This window comes from Thiovibrio frasassiensis, assembly GCF_029607905.1.
Lineage (GTDB): Bacteria > Desulfobacterota > Desulfobulbia > Desulfobulbales > Desulfurivibrionaceae > Thiovibrio > Thiovibrio frasassiensis.
The window spans coordinates 260,113-277,429 of record NZ_JAPHEH010000001.1 but is presented as its reverse complement, the minus strand read 5'-3'; the positions used below and the strand labels follow the sequence as shown (position 1 = coordinate 277,429).

General features: G+C 56.3%; 17 protein-coding genes. 10 read left to right on the top strand and 7 right to left on the bottom strand.

Annotation, left to right across the window (positions count from 1 at the left end; translation table 11 throughout):
* Positions 1 to 945 (bottom strand): hypothetical protein (locus OLX77_RS01225; protein WP_307631760.1); only part of this gene is annotated, 945 nt, incomplete at its 3' end.
* A 165-nt stretch (positions 946 to 1,110) separates the two neighbouring features.
* Here OLX77_RS01225 and OLX77_RS01220 point away from each other — a divergent pair.
* Positions 1,111 to 3,795, top strand: coding sequence for a DNA topoisomerase (locus tag OLX77_RS01220; RefSeq protein WP_307631759.1), 2,685 nt, complete (start codon positions 1,111 to 1,113; stop codon positions 3,793 to 3,795).
* Positions 3,796 to 3,812: 17 nt separating this feature from the next.
* Here the strand turns inward: OLX77_RS01220 and OLX77_RS01215 are convergent, their stop codons facing one another.
* Positions 3,813 to 4,415: a phospholipase D-like domain-containing protein gene (locus OLX77_RS01215; RefSeq protein ID WP_307631758.1), complete on the bottom strand. Its 603-nt coding sequence runs from the start codon at positions 4,413 to 4,415 to the stop codon at positions 3,813 to 3,815.
* Entirely contained in the window at positions 4,403 to 6,127 is a 1,725-nt protein-coding gene (locus OLX77_RS01210) for an FAD-dependent oxidoreductase (protein WP_307631757.1), read from the bottom strand. The genes OLX77_RS01215 and OLX77_RS01210 overlap by 13 nt, the downstream gene beginning before the upstream one ends.
* Before the next feature lie 241 nt (positions 6,128 to 6,368).
* On the opposite strand from OLX77_RS01210, the gene OLX77_RS01205 reads away from it, so the two are divergent.
* The 3 genes from OLX77_RS01205 to OLX77_RS01195 are packed head-to-tail and all read left to right on the top strand — an operon-like array spanning position 6,369 to position 8,273.
* The gene (locus tag OLX77_RS01205; protein ID WP_307631756.1) at positions 6,369 to 6,779 is read left to right on the top strand and encodes a DUF302 domain-containing protein; all 411 of its coding nucleotides are present in this window, start codon (positions 6,369 to 6,371) and stop codon (positions 6,777 to 6,779) included.
* 52 nt (positions 6,780 to 6,831) lie between these two features.
* Positions 6,832 to 7,818, top strand: coding sequence for an arsenic resistance protein (locus OLX77_RS01200; RefSeq protein WP_307631755.1), 987 nt, complete (start codon positions 6,832 to 6,834; stop codon positions 7,816 to 7,818).
* A gap of 50 nt (positions 7,819 to 7,868) precedes the next feature.
* Complete coding sequence (locus OLX77_RS01195; protein WP_307631754.1) at positions 7,869 to 8,273, top strand: NifB/NifX family molybdenum-iron cluster-binding protein; 405 nt, start codon at positions 7,869 to 7,871, stop codon at positions 8,271 to 8,273.
* Here OLX77_RS01195 and OLX77_RS01190 read toward each other — a convergent pair.
* Positions 8,267 to 8,584, bottom strand: a complete 318-nt coding sequence (locus tag OLX77_RS01190) for a DUF134 domain-containing protein (RefSeq protein WP_307631753.1) — start codon at positions 8,582 to 8,584, stop codon at positions 8,267 to 8,269. The two genes, OLX77_RS01195 and OLX77_RS01190, sit on opposite strands and share 7 nt — an antisense overlap.
* Before the next feature lie 476 nt (positions 8,585 to 9,060).
* On the opposite strand from OLX77_RS01190, the gene dsrA reads away from it, so the two are divergent.
* The 4 genes from dsrA to OLX77_RS01170 all read left to right on the top strand — a co-directional run bounded on the left by dsrA (position 9,061) and on the right by OLX77_RS01170 (position 12,620).
* On the top strand, positions 9,061 to 10,341 hold the full coding sequence (gene dsrA, locus OLX77_RS01185; RefSeq protein ID WP_307631752.1) for a dissimilatory-type sulfite reductase subunit alpha: 1,281 nt from the start codon (positions 9,061 to 9,063) through the stop codon (positions 10,339 to 10,341).
* A gap of 65 nt (positions 10,342 to 10,406) precedes the next feature.
* The gene (gene dsrB / locus OLX77_RS01180) at positions 10,407 to 11,537 is read left to right on the top strand and encodes a dissimilatory-type sulfite reductase subunit beta (protein WP_307631751.1); all 1,131 of its coding nucleotides are present in this window, start codon (positions 10,407 to 10,409) and stop codon (positions 11,535 to 11,537) included.
* A 116-nt stretch (positions 11,538 to 11,653) separates the two neighbouring features.
* A complete protein-coding gene (locus OLX77_RS01175) occupies positions 11,654 to 11,887 on the top strand; it encodes a dissimilatory sulfite reductase D family protein (RefSeq protein ID WP_307631750.1) in 234 nt (77 codons plus the stop codon).
* 148 nt (positions 11,888 to 12,035) lie between these two features.
* Complete coding sequence (locus tag OLX77_RS01170) at positions 12,036 to 12,620, top strand: YkgJ family cysteine cluster protein (protein ID WP_307631749.1); 585 nt, start codon at positions 12,036 to 12,038, stop codon at positions 12,618 to 12,620.
* Between the two features lie 34 nt (positions 12,621 to 12,654).
* On the opposite strand, the gene OLX77_RS01165 is transcribed toward OLX77_RS01170, so the two are convergent.
* The 3 genes from OLX77_RS01165 to OLX77_RS01155 are packed head-to-tail and all read right to left on the bottom strand — an operon-like array spanning position 12,655 to position 14,988.
* The gene (locus tag OLX77_RS01165; protein ID WP_307631748.1) at positions 12,655 to 13,221 is read right to left on the bottom strand and encodes a tetratricopeptide repeat protein; all 567 of its coding nucleotides are present in this window, start codon (positions 13,219 to 13,221) and stop codon (positions 12,655 to 12,657) included.
* Positions 13,214 to 14,362, bottom strand: coding sequence for a DVU0298 family protein (locus OLX77_RS01160; protein WP_307631747.1), 1,149 nt, complete (start codon positions 14,360 to 14,362; stop codon positions 13,214 to 13,216). Before OLX77_RS01160 ends, OLX77_RS01165 begins: the two co-directional genes overlap by 8 nt.
* Before the next feature lie 2 nt (positions 14,363 to 14,364).
* Positions 14,365 to 14,988 carry a tetratricopeptide repeat protein gene (locus tag OLX77_RS01155; RefSeq protein ID WP_307631746.1) on the bottom strand — a complete coding sequence of 208 codons (624 nt, stop codon included), beginning with the start codon at positions 14,986 to 14,988 and terminating at the stop codon, positions 14,365 to 14,367.
* 260 nt (positions 14,989 to 15,248) lie between these two features.
* On the opposite strand from OLX77_RS01155, the gene OLX77_RS01150 reads away from it, so the two are divergent.
* Complete coding sequence (locus OLX77_RS01150; RefSeq protein WP_307631745.1) at positions 15,249 to 16,712, top strand: cobyrinic acid a,c-diamide synthase CobB; 1,464 nt, start codon at positions 15,249 to 15,251, stop codon at positions 16,710 to 16,712.
* 99 nt (positions 16,713 to 16,811) lie between these two features.
* Positions 16,812 to 17,303 carry a DUF3617 domain-containing protein gene (locus OLX77_RS01145; protein ID WP_307631744.1) on the top strand — a complete coding sequence of 164 codons (492 nt, stop codon included), beginning with the start codon at positions 16,812 to 16,814 and terminating at the stop codon, positions 17,301 to 17,303.
* Positions 17,304 to 17,317 lie beyond the last annotated feature (14 nt).

Here is a 17,317-nt window from a genome sequence, read left to right as displayed (position 1 = left end):
GAGTTCGATGTCGGCAAGATTATCGCCCGCGACCTCTTGGACCTCTTCGATCAGCTCCTCGTCGAGCAGTTCCACCCCTTCGGCGATCCCCGCATCCCCGGCCCCTCCTTCCTCTTCTCCCAAGCCTTCGGTGGGGGAGGTTTCATCTTCGAAGACCTCCTCAAGTTCTTCCTCGTCGAGGATCTCCATCACCTCCTCCTCAAGGAGTTCGGTGTCAACAAGGTCTTCGTCGGTGATCTCTTGGACCTCTTCGATCAGATCCTCGTCAAGCAGATCAACCTCTCCGGCGATCTCCTCTGCGTCTGATCCACCCTCTTCCTCAAGAACCTCTTCTCCGTCGATAACCTCAAACTCTTCGCTCTGGTCAAGGAGCTCAAACTCCTCTCCCGCATCGAGTTCAATGGTTTCAACGGTCTCGGTTTCTTCGCCTGTGTCCGGCGCAGCAACGGCTAAATCTCGTAATTTCTCAAACTCATCCAAGAGATTTTTGACATCCTGGGCTTGCTGATCCTTGATGTTTTCGGAAAAGAATTTTTTGAAGGCCGCAAACATTTCGTGCAGTAGATTCGGGGAGTTTGGTGAAAGCCCCATCTGCTTGAGGATGTCATCCTTGCGCTCTTCTGAGACAATAAAGACATTGTCCCGGCCCAGAATGATGCCGGCTTGATTTTTCCCTGCCTTGTCCAGCTCCTTGAGGGATTTGTTGAGCGCGGACTTGAGGGAGCTGAAGTTTTTCTTCTTGGCTTTGAGCTCATCGTCCTGGCAGGGCCCCCAGATTTTGAAGACGATTTCCTCGGCGGGGATGCTGGAGATGGATTGTACGGCGTGTTCGTCGGCGAAATATGAGCGAATAACCCTGACCAGTTCCGCTTTGAGGGTTCCCTCCTTCAACTCAAGGTTGTCGAGGGTCTCATTGATGCTTTGCAGGCTGAGCAGGGCTGGCATTGGGGCTCCGTGGAAAGGATTGGCAAACAAAAAAAGTATATGGATAATTGATTGTATAAAGTTGTTGCTGATTATATGCTATTTTTCGTGAATGAATGGGAATTCCTTCAGTGTTATTTTGCAAACAAGAATCTTTTGTCATTGAAAATAGGTCGGGAGAGGTGCATGGCAAAGTCTGTAGTCATTGTCGAGTCGGCAGCCAAGGCAGAAACCTTGGCAGAACAGCTTGGCGGAGAAGTGGAGCCCATCCTTGTGCTGGCAGCACCGGCGAGAGCCACCTACCTCCCGCCCAAAGACCATATGCGTCGGGAAAAGCCGCATTTCGATTTCGGACCCGAGGCCAAGGAAAAAATATTTCTCGATAAACTTTTTGCCTGTCAGGGGAGAGAAATATATCTCGCCCTTGATGGGGATTGGCGTGGGGAGTTTTGGGCCTGGCTGATCAGCGGTTACTGGGCGATGGTCGCTCCCGGCAGTAAGCAGCCCAAACGGGTCGGTTTAGTTGGGCTCGCCGGAGAGGCTCTCCGGGAATCGTTCCGGCGGGTGGAGCCTGTCAGCGAAGAGAAGGGGGCTGCGACCTATATCAAGATGATTTTTGAGTCCTATCTGGGGAAACACCTGCAGCGTCTTCTGGGCAGCCGAACCGGTCCCAGCGGTCTTCCGCTCAATCATCCGAGTCTCACCACCCTTTTTCTCCTGGCCGAGAGGGAAACCGAGATCAGGATGTTTACCCCCCTTGCGAAATGGAAGGTGAAGGTCAAGATCAGCAGCGAAGCAGGGGAGTGTGCCTTGGCTTTGCAAGAAGCTTACGGGGTAACGGATGACGGTTTTTTGCGCAACGAGAAAGAGGTGCATACCGCCATCAACCTTTTTAACAATGCCTCCTTTCAGGTCCGCGAGGTTGCGCGGTCGCCCCTCGCGGTTGCCCCGCCGAGCCCGTACCATTTCCTTGAGTTGCTGCGGGACGGAGTTGCCCAGGGAGGTCTTTCCCCCCTGGCGGCAATGACCGCGATTCGCAATCTCTATTACGGGGTGAAGGTGGATGGACGGAGGCTGGGGCTGGTCACCGCTTTTCTCCCCCCGGCCATGGCCCAGGAATCCTTTGCCGCTGTGTTTGTCCAAATCAGGGCCCAGATTGCTCAAAGGTTGGGGGATTCCTGCTTGGGGCCGGAGACCGGGCAGCAAACCACCCGGGGCCTCATTCTCCCCACTCTGCCGGAGCTCGGCCCTGAAGAGCTTGCAGGGAAAATAGGCGGGGCGGAGGAGAAGATCTACCGACTGGTCTGGGCTAGGGCTCTGGCAAGCCAGATGAAGGAGGCGCAAGGAGAGCTTTTGGCGGTGACGGTGGAGGGTGGTGAAGACTGTATTTTTCAGGGCAATGCCAAGGTTTTGTCGGATAAAGGGTTTCTCGCCATCTATCCTGGCTGTCAGGAGCATGAACTCCTGGCGCCTCCCTCTCCTCTGGCTGAGGTAAAGGCGGGGCAACCGCTGCACTGCGTGCAGATCATCCCGGAAAAAAATACCGGCCATCCCCCTGAATATTACAGTTTTGAGGGGCTGGCCACCGATCTGGCTGATTTCTCCCTGGAGATCGACGGGATGACCGTGGCCATGCTCCAGCAGATGCTCGATAACAATTATCTCAGAATGATGCCGGACGGTTCTTTTCGCTGCGCCGAGAATACCGCCAAGCTTCTCAGTGTGATGAACCGCGCTTTTCCGACCATGAAGGGGATTCAGCTTTCCGCCTATCTGGCCCAGACCATTGAGGAGGCGGTGAGCGGGAGAAAACTGCTGACCAGCGGTCTGCAACAGTTCGATCAAACCATGATGATGCGGGGCGAGGTTCTGGTGAAGATGGCAATGCCGGTTGCCACCCAGAAACGCGGGATCAGTTCACGCAGCGTTATCAGGCTGCCCGAAGAAGCGGAGCCTGCGAAGGTTCAGGATTCCGGGGGGGGTGTCCCGGGTCAAGCGGAAAAGGCGACTGAGCCGTCCATTGCTGAGCCGCTTGTGGAGGCCGCTTCGCTGGAGCCGCCGGAGTCTGCCTCGGTCAAGGAGGGTGCTATCTCGGAGTCCGCCGCCGAGGTCGCGGAAACAGGCGAGGGTGCTGCCGTAAGCAGTGGTCCGGAAACAGTTGAGCCTCAGGGTGACGAGGCCGTCTCCGCTCAGGAGGAGAGTCAGGAACCCATTGTCCTGGATGAGCCTGCTGTGGCGGAAGAGGTTGTTTCGCCGGAACTTGCCGCAGCCACGGAAAAGATGTTTGCCGAAGCCGCGACCTCCATGGACGAGCCTCTTCCTCCACCACCCGGGGAAGCTTTGCTTGTCGAGCCAGCATCGGCACAGGCGGAGCCGGGCAAACCCTGCCCAGACTGTGGCAGGGTGCTGTTGCTCAAGGAGGACCGTTTCGGAAAGTACTGGTACTGTTCGGGGCATCCCGAATGCCGGCATTCGGCATCCTATGAAAAAGATGGCGCCCCGTCTCTGCTCTGCCCTGTCTGCCGGACCGGTACAGTGGTGACCAAGCATACCCCCACCGGGAAGATTTTTTATGTCTGTCCCGAGCAGGATTGTGAATTTATGGCCTGGTCCAAGCCCCATGCCATCGCTTGTCAGGTCTGTGATTCCCCATTTCTGGTGGAAAAAAAGAGTCTCGATGGCAGGCTCTCCCTGCGATGCCCCAAGGCCGGCTGTACCTTCACGCGACCCCTTTCCGGGACCGCAGGCGCGGCACCAGAGCCCGGGGCGGCACCGCAAAAAAAGAAGGTGCTGGTTCGCCGGGTTGCTCCTGGCAGCGGAGGGGCAGGCGGGGCGACAAAGAAGGTTCGGATTGTCAGAAGGAAGAAGTGACGGGGAAAGAAAAAGGGTTACGGCAAGAGTGTCTCCATGTAGGCCAGGATCTCCTCGGCGAGCGCTGGGTTGTCCAGAAGCAGGGAAAACTCATGGTTGTGGCTCAGAGCCGACTGGGTGAGATTGTGGCTCCCCACCAGGCAGTAACGGCGATCAATAACCGCCAGCTTGGCATGACTGGTCCGCTTGGGGGAGTCGAAAAGCACCGTGACCCCGCCTTTTCTTAAGGCTTCCGCTGTCTCCTGGTTCGCCCGATTGAGTTTTGGGTCATAGTTGGAATATTCCAGGATAACCCGGACCGCCACCCCCCGTTGTCTGGCCGCAATGAGATCCCTGGCCAGCCCTGCCGGCCGGTTGTTGCCGGACGGGCTTGTTTTGAAGAGAAACATGGCGAGATCAATGCGCTGGCTTGCGGCTTGGATCTGTTTGGCAAGGGTGTCGCCATAGGTTGCATCGGGTAAGGTCTGAACGGTTCCGCTTCCGGGAGATGGCGTTTCCGTCTTGCTGCGCGCGGCAGCAGGCCCTGCGCCAAGCAGGCAGCACAGGAGGATGGCCGCCAAGGGGATTGCCCTGGAGACCACCCGCCATTGTGGGAGAGTTAACGGAATCAGTTGGGCCACCAGGCAACGCCCATGCGGCGGATGAGGTTAAAGCCGCCGCCGAGGACCAGGTTGTTTGTAAGGCCGAAATGGTCGAGGACAATCTGGATTTCGGAAGAGCGGGTGCCTGCATCGCAGATGATGAGCATGGTCTTGTCTTTGGGCAACTCCTGATACCGGTCCCGGATCTCGATGTAGGGAACGGAGAGCCATTTTTCCTTGGTGTATTTCTCGACAAAAGACCCGGCCTCGTTGGAGTGGCGGAGATCCAGGGCCACCCAGTCCGGCTGGCTGGCAAAATCGTCCATCCAGTTGAGAAACTCCCTGGTGCTCACATAACGCAGCCGTCCGGCGGCCAGATTGTCGGCCACGTTGGCGGTGGCGTTGAGGGCGTCGAGCGCCGTGGCAAAGGGTGGGGCGTAGGCCATTTCCAGCTGGCTGAGGTCGTCGATGGTGCCGCCTTGGCCGATGATCGCGGCGGCTGCATCGATCCGGGCCAACACCGCGTCGCTCATGGGGCCGAAGCCCTGGCAGCCAAGAACCTTGCGGGTTTTGGTGTCAAAGATGATCCGGAGCGGAATAACGGCCTGGGTGGGGAAAAAATGGGCCCGGTCGGACTGGGCGGTGGTCACGGCGGCCGCGGCAAACCCCTCGGCCAGGGCCGCGTCCAGGGAAAGGCCGGTGGCGGCGATGCTGTGTTCAAAGGCTTTCATGATGAAGCTGCCGATCCATCCCTTGTATTTGGTGGGGATGCCCGCCAGGTTGTCCCCGACGATCCGCCCTTCGCGGTTGGCCAGCGAGCCCATGGGTGCGATGGAGCCTTTGCCGGTGATGATGTTTTTCACCTCGATGCAGTCGCCAGCCGCGTAGATGTTGGGGTCCGAGGTCTGCAGCCGCTCGTTGACCACGATGTTGCCCATGGGCGAGACGAGAAGCCCGGCCGCCTGGGCCAGTTCACTGCGTGCCCGAACCCCCACGGCCATCACGACCAGATCCGCCTCCAGAGTCCGCTTGGGGGTGACGACCCGGCAGACCTTGCCGTCTTTTCCTTCGATGGCCGAGGCTGCCTCGCCGGTGAAAACCGTCACCCCGCTTTCCTGAAGGTGGGTTTCCAGCATTTTGGCAAAATCCCAGTCAACCAGGCGGGGCATGATTTGGGGCATGAACTCGAGGATGGTGGTTTCGATTCCCCACAGATCGGTGAAGGCCTCGGCCATCTCAATGCCGATGGCGCCGCCGCCGATGACCACGACCCGGCTTACCTCGCCCTTGGCGATCCGCTCCTTGATGGCAATGGCCTTGTGCAGGTCGCTGATGGTGAACACCCCGTCGAGATCCGCCCCGGGAATGGGGAGGACATTGGGGCGGGCGCCGGTGGTGATGACCAGGTTGTCGTAGGGGATGGACTCCTGGGTGCCGGAGGTGATGTCTTCAACCAGAACGAGTTTTTCCTTGCGGTCGATGGAGAGGGCGCGGGTGTTGGTTTTGGCCGTGACCCCCTTGGCCTTGAGGAAAAAGGCTTCGTCCCGGGTCATGTGAAAGCTGGTGTTTCTGAGCTCCTTTTCGTCGGAGACATCGCCCGACACATAATAGGGGATACCGCAGCCGCCGTAAGAGATCAGATTGTCCTGATCAATGATGGTTACTTCGGCATCGGGCATGAGGCGTTTGACTCGGCAGGCGGATTTTGGTCCGGCGGCAACCCCGCCGATGATCACGATTTTTTTTCCCATGGCAACAGTCCTTATAATGAAGAGTGGGTACCGTTAATATGTCATCCGAATGCGCGATAGCCTATCGCGATTGAACCCGTCTGTCAAACCTTTCAGGCGGCTGTTTAAATGTTTTCTTTTTTACTTAATTCCTTGCTTGACACCCGGGTTCCCCTTGTTTATTGTGGGCATATGCACAGAATAGGGTGCGGGGAAGTGGTTTGATATTTAGGGAATGCAGGAAAAATAAAAGGAGTGGGTTATGAAGCAGGAAGATCTCTACCTTGCGGAAACGGGCAAATCCCCGGCGGAATTTGCCCGGGATTTTGCAGAGGTTGTCACCAAGTACGGCTTTATCATTAACAATGCCGACACCATGGATATGGGCAAGACCTTTCGGGCGCACGGGGCTCAAGCAGGGCAGGATTTTGATCTCCACATGATCCAGATCTGCAAGCCGGAAAAGGCGGCAAAAAGTCTTGCCGCCAACCCGGAACGCTCGGTCCTGATGCCCAAGTTTGTCATGGCCTTTTCCAAGGAGGGCAAGACCCAGCTGCGATTTTTAAGCTACAACACCGAGGACATCAGCCTAATTGTCGCCGATGCGGTTTTTCCCGGTTCGCTGGCGGAATCTTTTCAGAAGATCCGCGAGATGATTGACGAGGCGCGATAAGCGAAGGTGTGTGCGTTGTGTCGGTTAACTTGAGGTCGCGGAGGAGCATCGTATGTGGAATTTTTTGATCAAGATCAACAAACGGCTGGTTGTGGTTATCCCGGCCATGATGGCGGTGGGGTATCTGTTCGGGATCAGCGTAGCCCCCGCATCCTTAAGCATTCTCAAATCTCTGATCCTGCCCTTCACCTTTCTCATGGTCTACCCCATGATGGTGACTCTGAATATCAAGGCCTTGCAGGAAGGGATCAAGAATGTCAGGCTGCAGCTTTTCGCCCAGGGCATCAATTTTCTCGTGGTCCCCTTTGTCGCCTATGGCTTGGGGCTTATTTTCTTTCGGGACCAGCCGTACATGGCTTTGGGGCTGCTCCTTGCCTCCTTGCTGCCCACCAGCGGTATGACCATCTCCTGGACCGGCTTTGCCAAGGGAAATCTCGCCGCCGCCGTCAACATGACGGTTATCGGCCTTACCTTGGGTTCGCTGGCCACGCCCTTTTATGTCCAGGGGCTCATGGGCGCCCGGGTCGATGTTGACCTGCTGCTGGTGGTCAAGCAGATTGTGATCATCGTCTTTCTCCCCATGCTGCTCGGCTATCTTACCCGGCAGGTGTTTTTGAAAAAATACGGGCCCCAGGAATTCAAAAAGACCTGGGCGCCCCGTTTCCCCTCGCTTTCCACGGTGGGGGTGCTGGGGATTGTCTTTGTGGCCATTGCCCTGAAGGGGCGGGGGATTTCGGAAAATCCGGCCATTCTGGGGGGGATCTTTATGCCGTTGCTTATTATCTATGGCTTGAACTTCGGCCTGAGCACCGTGCTGGGCAGGATGTTTTTTAATCGTGGCGATGCCATCGCCCTGGTGTACGGCACGGTGATGCGAAATCTTTCCATCGCCTTGGCCATCGCCATCAATGCTTTCGGGTCCAAGGGGGCGGATGCCGCTCTGGTTATCGCGGTCTCCTATATAATCCAAGTTCAGTCCGCGGCCTGGTATGTGAAGTTCAGCGACAGGATTTTCGGGCCACCGGTTAGTGCAGAATAAAAGAGCGAATTAAGAAACCAAACACGTCGCAAGGCGGGAGGAGTGACATTATGGATAAGAAGCGGATAGCGGTTCCATCAAACAATCCTGGGGGGCTTGAGGGCGGCCGTTCCGAGCACTTCGGGCATTGTGACCTGTTTACCCTGATTGATTTGGAAAACGGTAAGGTTGTCGGGGTGAATACGGTTGCCAGTGTCGAACATGGCGCAGGCGGCTGCATGGAGCCGGTGGGTGTGTTGAAAGAGCATGGCGTGCAGGCCATTCTTGTTGCGGGTATGGGGGCGCGGCCCTTACAGGGGTTTGCGCAGGTCGGGATTGAGGTCTACTTTGCCGCCCGGCATGCCTTTGAGACGGTGGCCGAGGTTGTATCCGGTCTGGTCGAAAACAAGCTGATCCTGATGGAGCCAACCCAGGCCTGCAAGGGACAAGGCAACTGCCATGGCCAGGGTCACTGAGATGAGATCCTTATTCCTTCTTTAGGCTGGGGGGAGTCTTCGATGATGAGGGCCGCTCCTTCCACCAGGGCCTGGGCGACCTTGCTTCGGGCCCTGGTGAGAATCCGTTGCACCGTGCCCCGTGATATTCCCATGCTGACTCCGGCCTGTTCCTGGGTTAAGCCCCGCAAGTCACAGAGCCGCAAGGTTTCAAGTTCATCCTGGAGGAGAGGGATTTGTTCCAGCTCCGCCAAGGGGATGCGTGCGGGTTTGAACGCTTTCCCGCATTTACGACCTTCTTCGCAATGGCGTATTTTTTTTGGTCTCGGCACAAAAGTTTCCTCACGGGTCCACGGGTAAGCCGTGGGAACCAAAAAAATATTTTGGTATTGTCATCATTGATAAAAAAACGGTTCCCAACGAGTGGCTTTACTGTACAGGAAAAAAAAGAGGAGATAAACCCCTTCCTGCGATTGTCTTGGCAAGAGAAAAAAACCGGGCAAAAGAGGATGGCGGTGTCGTAATATTCTCTGTGTCAATCAGACCGGCAAACCCTTTGTGCTTTGGAAAAAGAACAACCAAGCGCGGAGATAAAAACAGGGTGAGAAGTCTATCATTTTTTATTGACAAAGATTGCGGCACTGGCTATGGTCCTCTGACTGAATCACTGTTCAGATTTTGTCTGTAGTTACCATCGCCCTGCCTCGAAAGCCCCCTCCAGTGCTGCGAGTGGGAAATAATGGTGCAGGGCGAACTGTTTATTTATTGGAAACCTATTTAAATTACCTTAGTAAGGGAGGAATCGACAATGCCGAAGCATGATACGCCTTTGTTGGACGAGCTCGAAAAAGGCCCGTGGCCGAGTTTCGTCACTGACCTGAAGCGTCAGGCAGAGAAAAAACCCGAATGTTTTGATATTCTGGGTCAGCTTGAGCTGTCTTTCAGAGACAAGATTACCCATTGGAAACACGGCGGCATCGTTGGCGTTTTCGGTTACGGCGGTGGTATTGTTGGCCGTTACTCCGACGTTCCGGAGCGGTTCCCCGGCGTGGCGCATTTCCACACCGTACGGTTGAACCAGCCTTCCAGTAAGTTTTACAGCAGCGCAAAACTTCGCGACATCTGTGACCTTTGGGAGAAATACGGTTCCGGTATGACTAACATGCACGGTTCCACCGGCGACCTGGTTCTTCTCGGCACCACCACCCCGAACCTTGAGCCCCTGTTCTACGACCTGACCCATAACCTGAATCAGGATCTCGGCGGTTCCGGTTCCAACCTGCGTACTCCGGAATGCTGCCTCGGCCGTGCCCGTTGCGAGTGGGGTTGTTACGACACCCAGGATCTCTGCCACAGCCTGACCATGCATTATCAGGACGAAATCCATCGTCCGGCGTTCCCCTACAAGTTCAAGTTTAAGTTCTCCGGTTGCCCCAATGACTGTGTTGCTGCTATCGCCCGTTCCGACTTTGCTGTTATCGGTACCTGGCGTGACGATATTCGTATCGACCAGGCTGCGGTTCAGGGCTACATCAAGGGCGAGTTCGCTCCCAACGCCGGCGCTCACTCCGGCAAGGACTGGGGTAAGTTCGATATCAAGAAAGAGGTTCTTGATCTCTGCCCCACGAACTGCATGTGGATGGAAGGCGATGCCCTTAAAATCGACAACTCCGAGTGCACCCGTTGCATGCATTGCCTCAATGTAATGCCCCGCGCGTTGCGTCCCGGCGTGAAGCAGGGTGCTACCATCTGTGTCGGCGCTAAAGCCCCGATCCTTGACGGTGCCCAGTTTGCCACCATGACCATCCCCTTCCTTGAGATCAACAAAGATACCGAGTACGCCGAGGTTATCGAGGTTATCGAGAAGATCTGGGATTGGTGGATGGAAGTCGGCAAAAACCGCGAGCGTGTTGGTGAGACCATCATGCGTATCGGTCTCCCGACCTTCTTGAAGGTTATGGAAGTTACGCCTCTGCCGCAGCATATCAAAGAGCCCCGCTCCAACCCCTACGTTTTCTGGCAGGAAGATGAGGTTGAAGGCGGCTTTGAGCGTGATGTTAAGGAATTCCGCAAACGTAACGCTCAGTGATGTGCGTGGCTGTTGCTGATACTACATTGAACATATTTGACTTTACGATATAAGGAGGAAGTATCATGGGTTACGATCCAGCGAATCCGATGGCCGACAGAATCACAGATATCGGTCCGCCACATTACGAGCAGTTTTTTCCGCCCGTTGTCAAGAAGAACTACGGCAAATGGCTGTACCATGAGATCATTCAGCCCGGCGTTTTGATGCACAAGGGCGAGAGCGGCGACGAGTGCTACACCGTTCGTGTTGGTGCAGCCCGTCTTATCAGTATTGAATTGATCCGTGAGATCTGTGACGTTGCCGATGCGCATTGCGAAGGCTTTGTCCGTTGGACCACTCGGAACAATGTTGAGTTCATGGTTGATTCCAAGGCCAAGGTTCAGCCCCTGTTGGACGATCTGAAGGGCCGTGGGAACCGTTTCCCTGTTGGCGGCACCGGCGCCTCTGTCAGCAACTGCGTACACACCCAGGGCTGGATCCACTGCCATACCCCGGCTACCGACGCTTCCGGCGTTGTTAAGGCCGTTATGGACGAATTGTTCGACTACTTCGTCAGCCACAAGCTGCCGGCTCAGGTTCGTGTTGCCCTGGCTTGCTGCTTGAACATGTGCGGCGCCGTACATGCTTCCGACATCGCTATCCTCGGCGTACATCGTAAACCGCCGATGATCGATCATGATGCGATCAGCGGTCTTTGCGAGCTGCCCTTGGCTATCTCCGCCTGTCCTCTGGGCGCGGTTAAGCCTGCTACCGTGAAGAACAGCGCCGGCGAAGACATCAAGTCCGTAAAGGTTAACGCCGATCGCTGCATGTACTGCGGTAACTGTTACACCATGTGCCCGGCTATGCCTTTGGCAGATCCGGATGGTGACGGTATCGCGATTCTGGTTGGTGGTAAGGTTTCCAACTCCAGGACCATGCCGACGTTCTCCAAGCTGGTTATCCCCTTCCTGCCCAACACTCCGCCGCGTTGGCCGGAGGTTGTTGCCGCAGTAAAGAACATCCTTGAGACCTATGCTAAGGATGCCAACAAGTACGAGCGTGTTGGCGAGTGGGCTGCCCGGATCGGTTGGGAGAAATTCTTCGAAAAGACCGGTATCCCCTTCACCATCAAGTCTATTGATGACTACCGTCTTGCTTATGATACCTGGAGAACCAGCACTCAGTTCAAGTTCACCAGCCATATCAAGTAACGTGAACGGTTTTCACTAGAATCAGGGTCAGTAGTTCATTTGTTCTTTGGACTACTGGCCTTATTCTGTGATTGATGATGTGCTTGCGTAAAACCTTATCGAAAGGAGTAAGTACCATGGCATTAAGCAAAGATGAGTTGAAAGCAGCCATCCTTGAAAAAGCGCTGAGTGGTCCCAAGGCCCAGCTCTATGTTAAGGATTTTTATGCCTGTGATCCCGACGCCAAGCCCCGTGAAGTAAAGAACGCGGCCAACGATCTGGTTAAGGAAGGCAAGATGGACTTCTGGTCCAGCGGCAGTACCACCATGTATGCTGCAAAAGGCCGGGCCAAAGACGAAGAGCATCGCTAGTTTTTTTGTTTTTCAGTCGGTATATGAAAAATGCAGAGGGTTTCCTCTGCATTTTTTTTTGTCCTTTCCCTGATGCCTCTCTGGGACGAGGAACATTCCGTGATCGAAGAAGGTATTGTAAGTAGCCTTTGGGGAAGTGAGACCGGCCATGCACAACGATTTGCACACCCTCTTTGCCGCCATTGATCAGGCATTCAAGACCGTGAGTCAGGTCCATCCCGAGGCGATCAACTGCCAAAAAGGGTGCGCGGATTGTTGCCAGGCAGTGTTTGATGTGTCTCTAGTAGAGGCGGCCAATCTTCTCGCCCAGGTGCAACAGCAGGCCCCAGGGGTGCAGGAACGGATTGTTGGGGCGGCGCGAGAAGCCAGGCAGGGTTGGGAGCAAATGATCGCTTCGCATCTTGATCCGGGCATGGCCCGGATCCGATGTCCGCTTCTTGATGATGCAGGATGCTGTCTCTGCTATGAGGCACGTCCCGTCAACTGCCGCACTTATGGAATTCCTACGGAAATTGACGGCAAGGGACATGTTTGCGGGCTTTCCCGATTCGAGCCGGGCAAGTCCTATCCTACGGTCAAGCTTGCTCCCCTGCAGCGGATACTCCGCGATCTTTCCGTGCACTTGGCAGGAGAAGAAATGGGGGCAGGGCGTTGGCCCATCGCGGCAGTGATCCTTGAGCAGCAAGTATTCAAGGTCTTTGTCGCCAGTTTCACTCCTGCCGCGGAAAAATAAGAGTGTATTGCTGGGGAGAGCTCCCCAGCCTTCCTTACTCTTTCTCGATCTCCGCTGCTTTTTGCCGGAACTGTTCCGCATGGCGGCTGTGCTTGAAATTTTGGTGGATCGATGCTGCCGTCCGGTACGCATCCGCCGCTTTGTTTTTTTCCCCTTGCGCCAGATAGATCTCCGCAAGAATCTCCAGGGTATCCACCGAGCCCTGAGGATTTCGCAGGGCGCTGTACTCATCCAGCACGTCAAGATAGAGAGCGACCGCCTGCTCGTAATTCTTGGCGTCGTACATCAGTTTGGCTTTTTTCTTTTCGATGGAAAAAAGGCTGAAGCGGTCCGTGTGTTTCTGGCAGATCGCATAGGCCCGATCGTAATGGCTCATGGCTTTTTCCACGTCACCCCGTTTCGCGCAGATATCGCCGAGTTTGTCCGCCGCATTGGCAATGCCGTTGTCATCGCCTTCGAGCTCAAAGGCGATGAGGGCGTTGTGAAAGGCGTTTGCCGCTTGGGCCGGTTCCAGGTTTTTGAGGAATTCCTGGCCTGCCTCGTAGTCAAGTTGGGCCTGGCTTTTTTCTTCTTTTACTTCCGGTTTTATTGGTTCAGTCATTTTTGGGCTCTCTTGCTCTGTGCAGCCGGGCGAGTGCTTCCTTGGCAAGTTCCGCCACGGTAATGCGTATGGGTTGCCCCTGCTCATAAATGGTTAATTCGGCTTCGTCGCCGGTTAGTTTCTCAATCTCACTTTTCACCTCGGTGGCGGTAATCCGGCCAAAAAGACGGACCGCGTGCCCCCTGGTGATCGCTTCGGGGTGGTTGACAAAGGGAAACAGACTGTAAAACGGGGTGGCGCGGACTATGTCGGGACGTTTTTCCGCCAGGGTGCCCAAGGCCCACAACACCTGCACCCTGGTGGTGGGAACCCCGCGGTGCATAAGGAGATGTCTGGCAAAGGCGCCATAAATGTCCGCCCGCGCCGCGATGATTGAACCGATGGATTCCACCAGCCCCCAGTGGGCGGCGGCTGAATCGGAACAGGCCTCGAACAGCCGGTGCAGCAGGTCGCTGACCGCTCCGGGCTGGCGGGTGGAGAGCCGCCGACAGACCTGACCCAAGACATGGGCGTGTTGCCAGCGTTTTCCCTCGTCCGGGTCATAGAGCAGCCGTTGAATAAAACGCAGGGTCTTGAGGTCATCGAAAGCCAGGTCAACCAGGCCGTCTATGTCCTGATCCGCAACCATCCGGGTGACGGTGAGCTTGTCGGCTCGTTTTTTCTTGCGTTTTGGATCGCGGGCCGGCTCCATGGGCGGGATATCGCTTGTCGGATCTTCTTCGAGCTGAGCGATGTCCTTGGCATTCTTGTCCGTGTGCAGACGGTTGGCCAGCGTGGCCAGCTCCCGATTAAGGCGGACAAAATAGAGAACCCCTGCCACCTTGCGGCCATCAACATTCTTGGTTTCGTATACCTGATGGTTCTGTTCGTCGTAGTTATCAATCCGGCCCGTAAGGTAATCCTCGTCGGGCATCAGCTCCCAGGCCAGATCCCAGTTGTCGTCGCAGGCGTGGACTATGGCCTCGACCATGGCTGCGCCCACATTAAAGCCGGTTGGGTCACAGGTGTAGGTTGCGCCGCATTGGCACTCGCCCACGGTGAATTCGTCCAGCTTGCGTTGTTCCGGTTCTTTGGGTCGGCCCACATCCTGGCCGCAAAACGGGCACCAGGGACGGACCTTTATCTGCGCTTCTTTTGCCATGGTTAGATCTCGTTCTCGATGGCCTCGACCAGGCGCGGGTCAACCGCATAGCCGAGTTCCTTCGCCTTGGCGAGTGACTTTTTCGCCGACGTGTAGTCCTTGTTGTAAAAATGAGCCACCGCGAGATTATTGTGGGCCATGGCAAAGTCCGGTTCAAGCTTCACCGCTTCCTTGGCGGCCTTGACCGCAAGATCGAAATTGCCGGCCATGACCTGGGCCGAGGCCAGATTAATCCAGGCCATGTGCATTTTCGGGTCGTTCATCGTGGCCATGGTATAGGCCTCGATGGCCTTGTCGGCTTCACCCTTCTGTTGCCAGATGAGGCCGATATTGTTGTGGGGCTGGGCCAGGGCCGGATTGACCTGCACCGCGGCCTGGTTTGCGGCCAGCGCCTTGTCCAGTTCGCCCTGTTCAAAATGCATGGCCCCGATGTTGATCAGGGCTTCCACCGCGTGGGGGTCGATCTCCAGGCATCTTTCCAACGAACGCATGGCATCGTCTGTTCTGCCTGCCTTTCGGTAGACCAGGGCCAGATGGTGATGGGCCACGATGTTGTCCGGGAGTTCAACGCATTTTTGTTCCAGTTCTTCAATGATCTTGCTCAGGTCTTCCTGTTGGGCAGACATAGGGATATCCTCATCATTCAAAGTTGTTGTAAATCGTAGATCCGCTTTGTAATCTCGAGAAAAAGCAGATGGCGTTTCAGAAAAAGGACTGGTGACGGAAAACACCGGCATACAGCCAAAGTGGGATATATATAAGCATGGCACCGCCGGTGTGCAAGTGGCGCAAGGTACCATATGCCGAAAACTTCGTCAAAATCTTTGCCGCTCTCGGGTGCTGGGGGTGCTGGCCCGGTGCAAGCGCTTGACAGCAGGGATCCCAGATGGTTTTCTGTGCCCGGGATAAAGACGATGGGTTGGCAGGGCAGATGACGACTACGGGAGGGAAAGGCGTGGCCGCAGAGCAAGGATGGGCAGCAAAAGGGTTGGTGGTGGCCGGCCTGGGGGGCGGTGCCGGAAAAAGCGTAGTCGCGGTTGGCTTGGCCGCCGCCTTTGCCGGGCAGGGTCGGCAGGTGGTGCCCTTCAAAAAAGGGCCGGACTATATAGATGCCGGCTGGCTTGCCCTGGCCGCCGGATATCCCTGCTACAATCTTGATCCCTTTCTGATGAGTCCCGAGGCGCTGCATCGTTCTTTCCGCACGCATGTTTACGGGCGGGAGCTGGTCATTATCGAGGGGAACCGTGGCCTCTATGACGGGGTTGATGCCGAAGGAACCTTCAGCACGGCCGAGCTAGCCAAGACTTTGGGTTTGCCGGTACTGCTGGTGGTTGACTGCACCAAGACCACCCGCACCATGGCGGCCTTAGTGCTTGGCTGTCAGCGCTTTGATCCGGAGGTGAAGATCGGCGGGGTGATTTTAAACCGGGTCGGTACGGCGCGGCACGAGGCCATTGTTCGGCAGGCGGTGGAACACTACACCGGGATCCCGGTCCTGGGCGCCATGCCGCGATCCAAGGAAGATGCCTTTCCGCAGCGGCATCTTGGTATAACCCCTTGCCCCGAGCATGCGGGAGCCGAGGCCGCTGTGCAGGTCCTCGCCGACAAAGCAACGCGGTATTTGGATCTGGCGGGAATAGAAACAATGATGGCCCCCTGCGCCAGTGCGCCGGAAACGAGGCCCTCGGAGCTGGCTGGGGCAGAAAAATCGGTACGGATCGGTATTCTCAAGGATGCGGCTTTTCAGTTTTACTATGCGGAAAACCTGGAGGCGCTGAGCCGGTGCGGCGCACAGTTGGTGGAGATCAATGCCCTCACCGCGCCGGAACTGCCGAGGCTTGATGGCCTGTATATCGGTGGGGGCTTTCCTGAAACCAGCGCAAGGGAGCTTTCCGCCAATGTCTCCTTCCGAACCGCTCTAAAAAAGGCGGCCGAAGCCGGGCTGCCCATCTACGCCGAGTGCGGCGGCCTGATTTATCTTGGCGAGTCCATGGTGCTCGCGGGCGAGGACTTTCCCCTGGTGGGTCTTTTTCCGGTGCGGTTCGGGCTGATGAAAAAGCCCCAGGCCCATGGCTATACCGTGCTGGTGAGCGAGGGAGAAAACCCCTATTATCCCGAGGGGACCGAGATCAAGGGGCATGAATTTCGCTACAGTCGGGTGGAAGAGTGGACCGGGGAGGTCGCCGAGCTTGCCCTGCGGATGGAACGCGGGGTGGGGTTTGCCGGTGGCCGGGATGGCTTGGTGTTTAAGAATGTCCTGGCGCTCTATACCCATATCCACGCCCTGGGGATGACCTCCTGGGCCCCGGCCCTGGTGGGCAAGGCGCGGGAATATCGTGCCCAGGTGTGACAGTGGCACCCTGTGTTGACAAGTGGCCTCCTCCCAGCCATACTTGAGCTGTATCAGCTGAGAGGTGGAGCTTTTATAAAATAAAAGGGAGGGAGAAGGATGAATCAGGGAATGCGCATGGGTGTCCTGGTGGTGTCGGCGGTCTTGGCTCTTGTGGGGTCGGCAGGCGCTGCGGAGAGCATCCGCGAAGGAAAGTGGGAGTTTGCCTCCGAGATGCAGATGGAAGGAATGGTGCAGATGCCCGCTTTGCCTCCGGGGGTAACGCTGCCTCCGGGAATGGCGGTATCCACCAAGGGAAATACCATGCATTCGACCATGGTGAAATGCATCACCAAAGACGATCTGCTTCCTGGTTCAGACCGGAAAAGCGAGAATACCTGCAAGACAACCAAGATGGAGCGGAAGGGCAATACCCTCCACTGGAGCACCGTCTGCACGGAGGGCGGGATGAAGATGACGGGAAACGGGGTCGCCACTTACAGCGGCGAGGTCATGGACAGCACCATGACCATGACCACCCAGGGCCAGGGGCAGTCCATGCGGCAGACCGTGAAAACCAAGGGGAAATATCTGGGGGTGTGCAGCAAATAGTCCGAGGGTGCCGT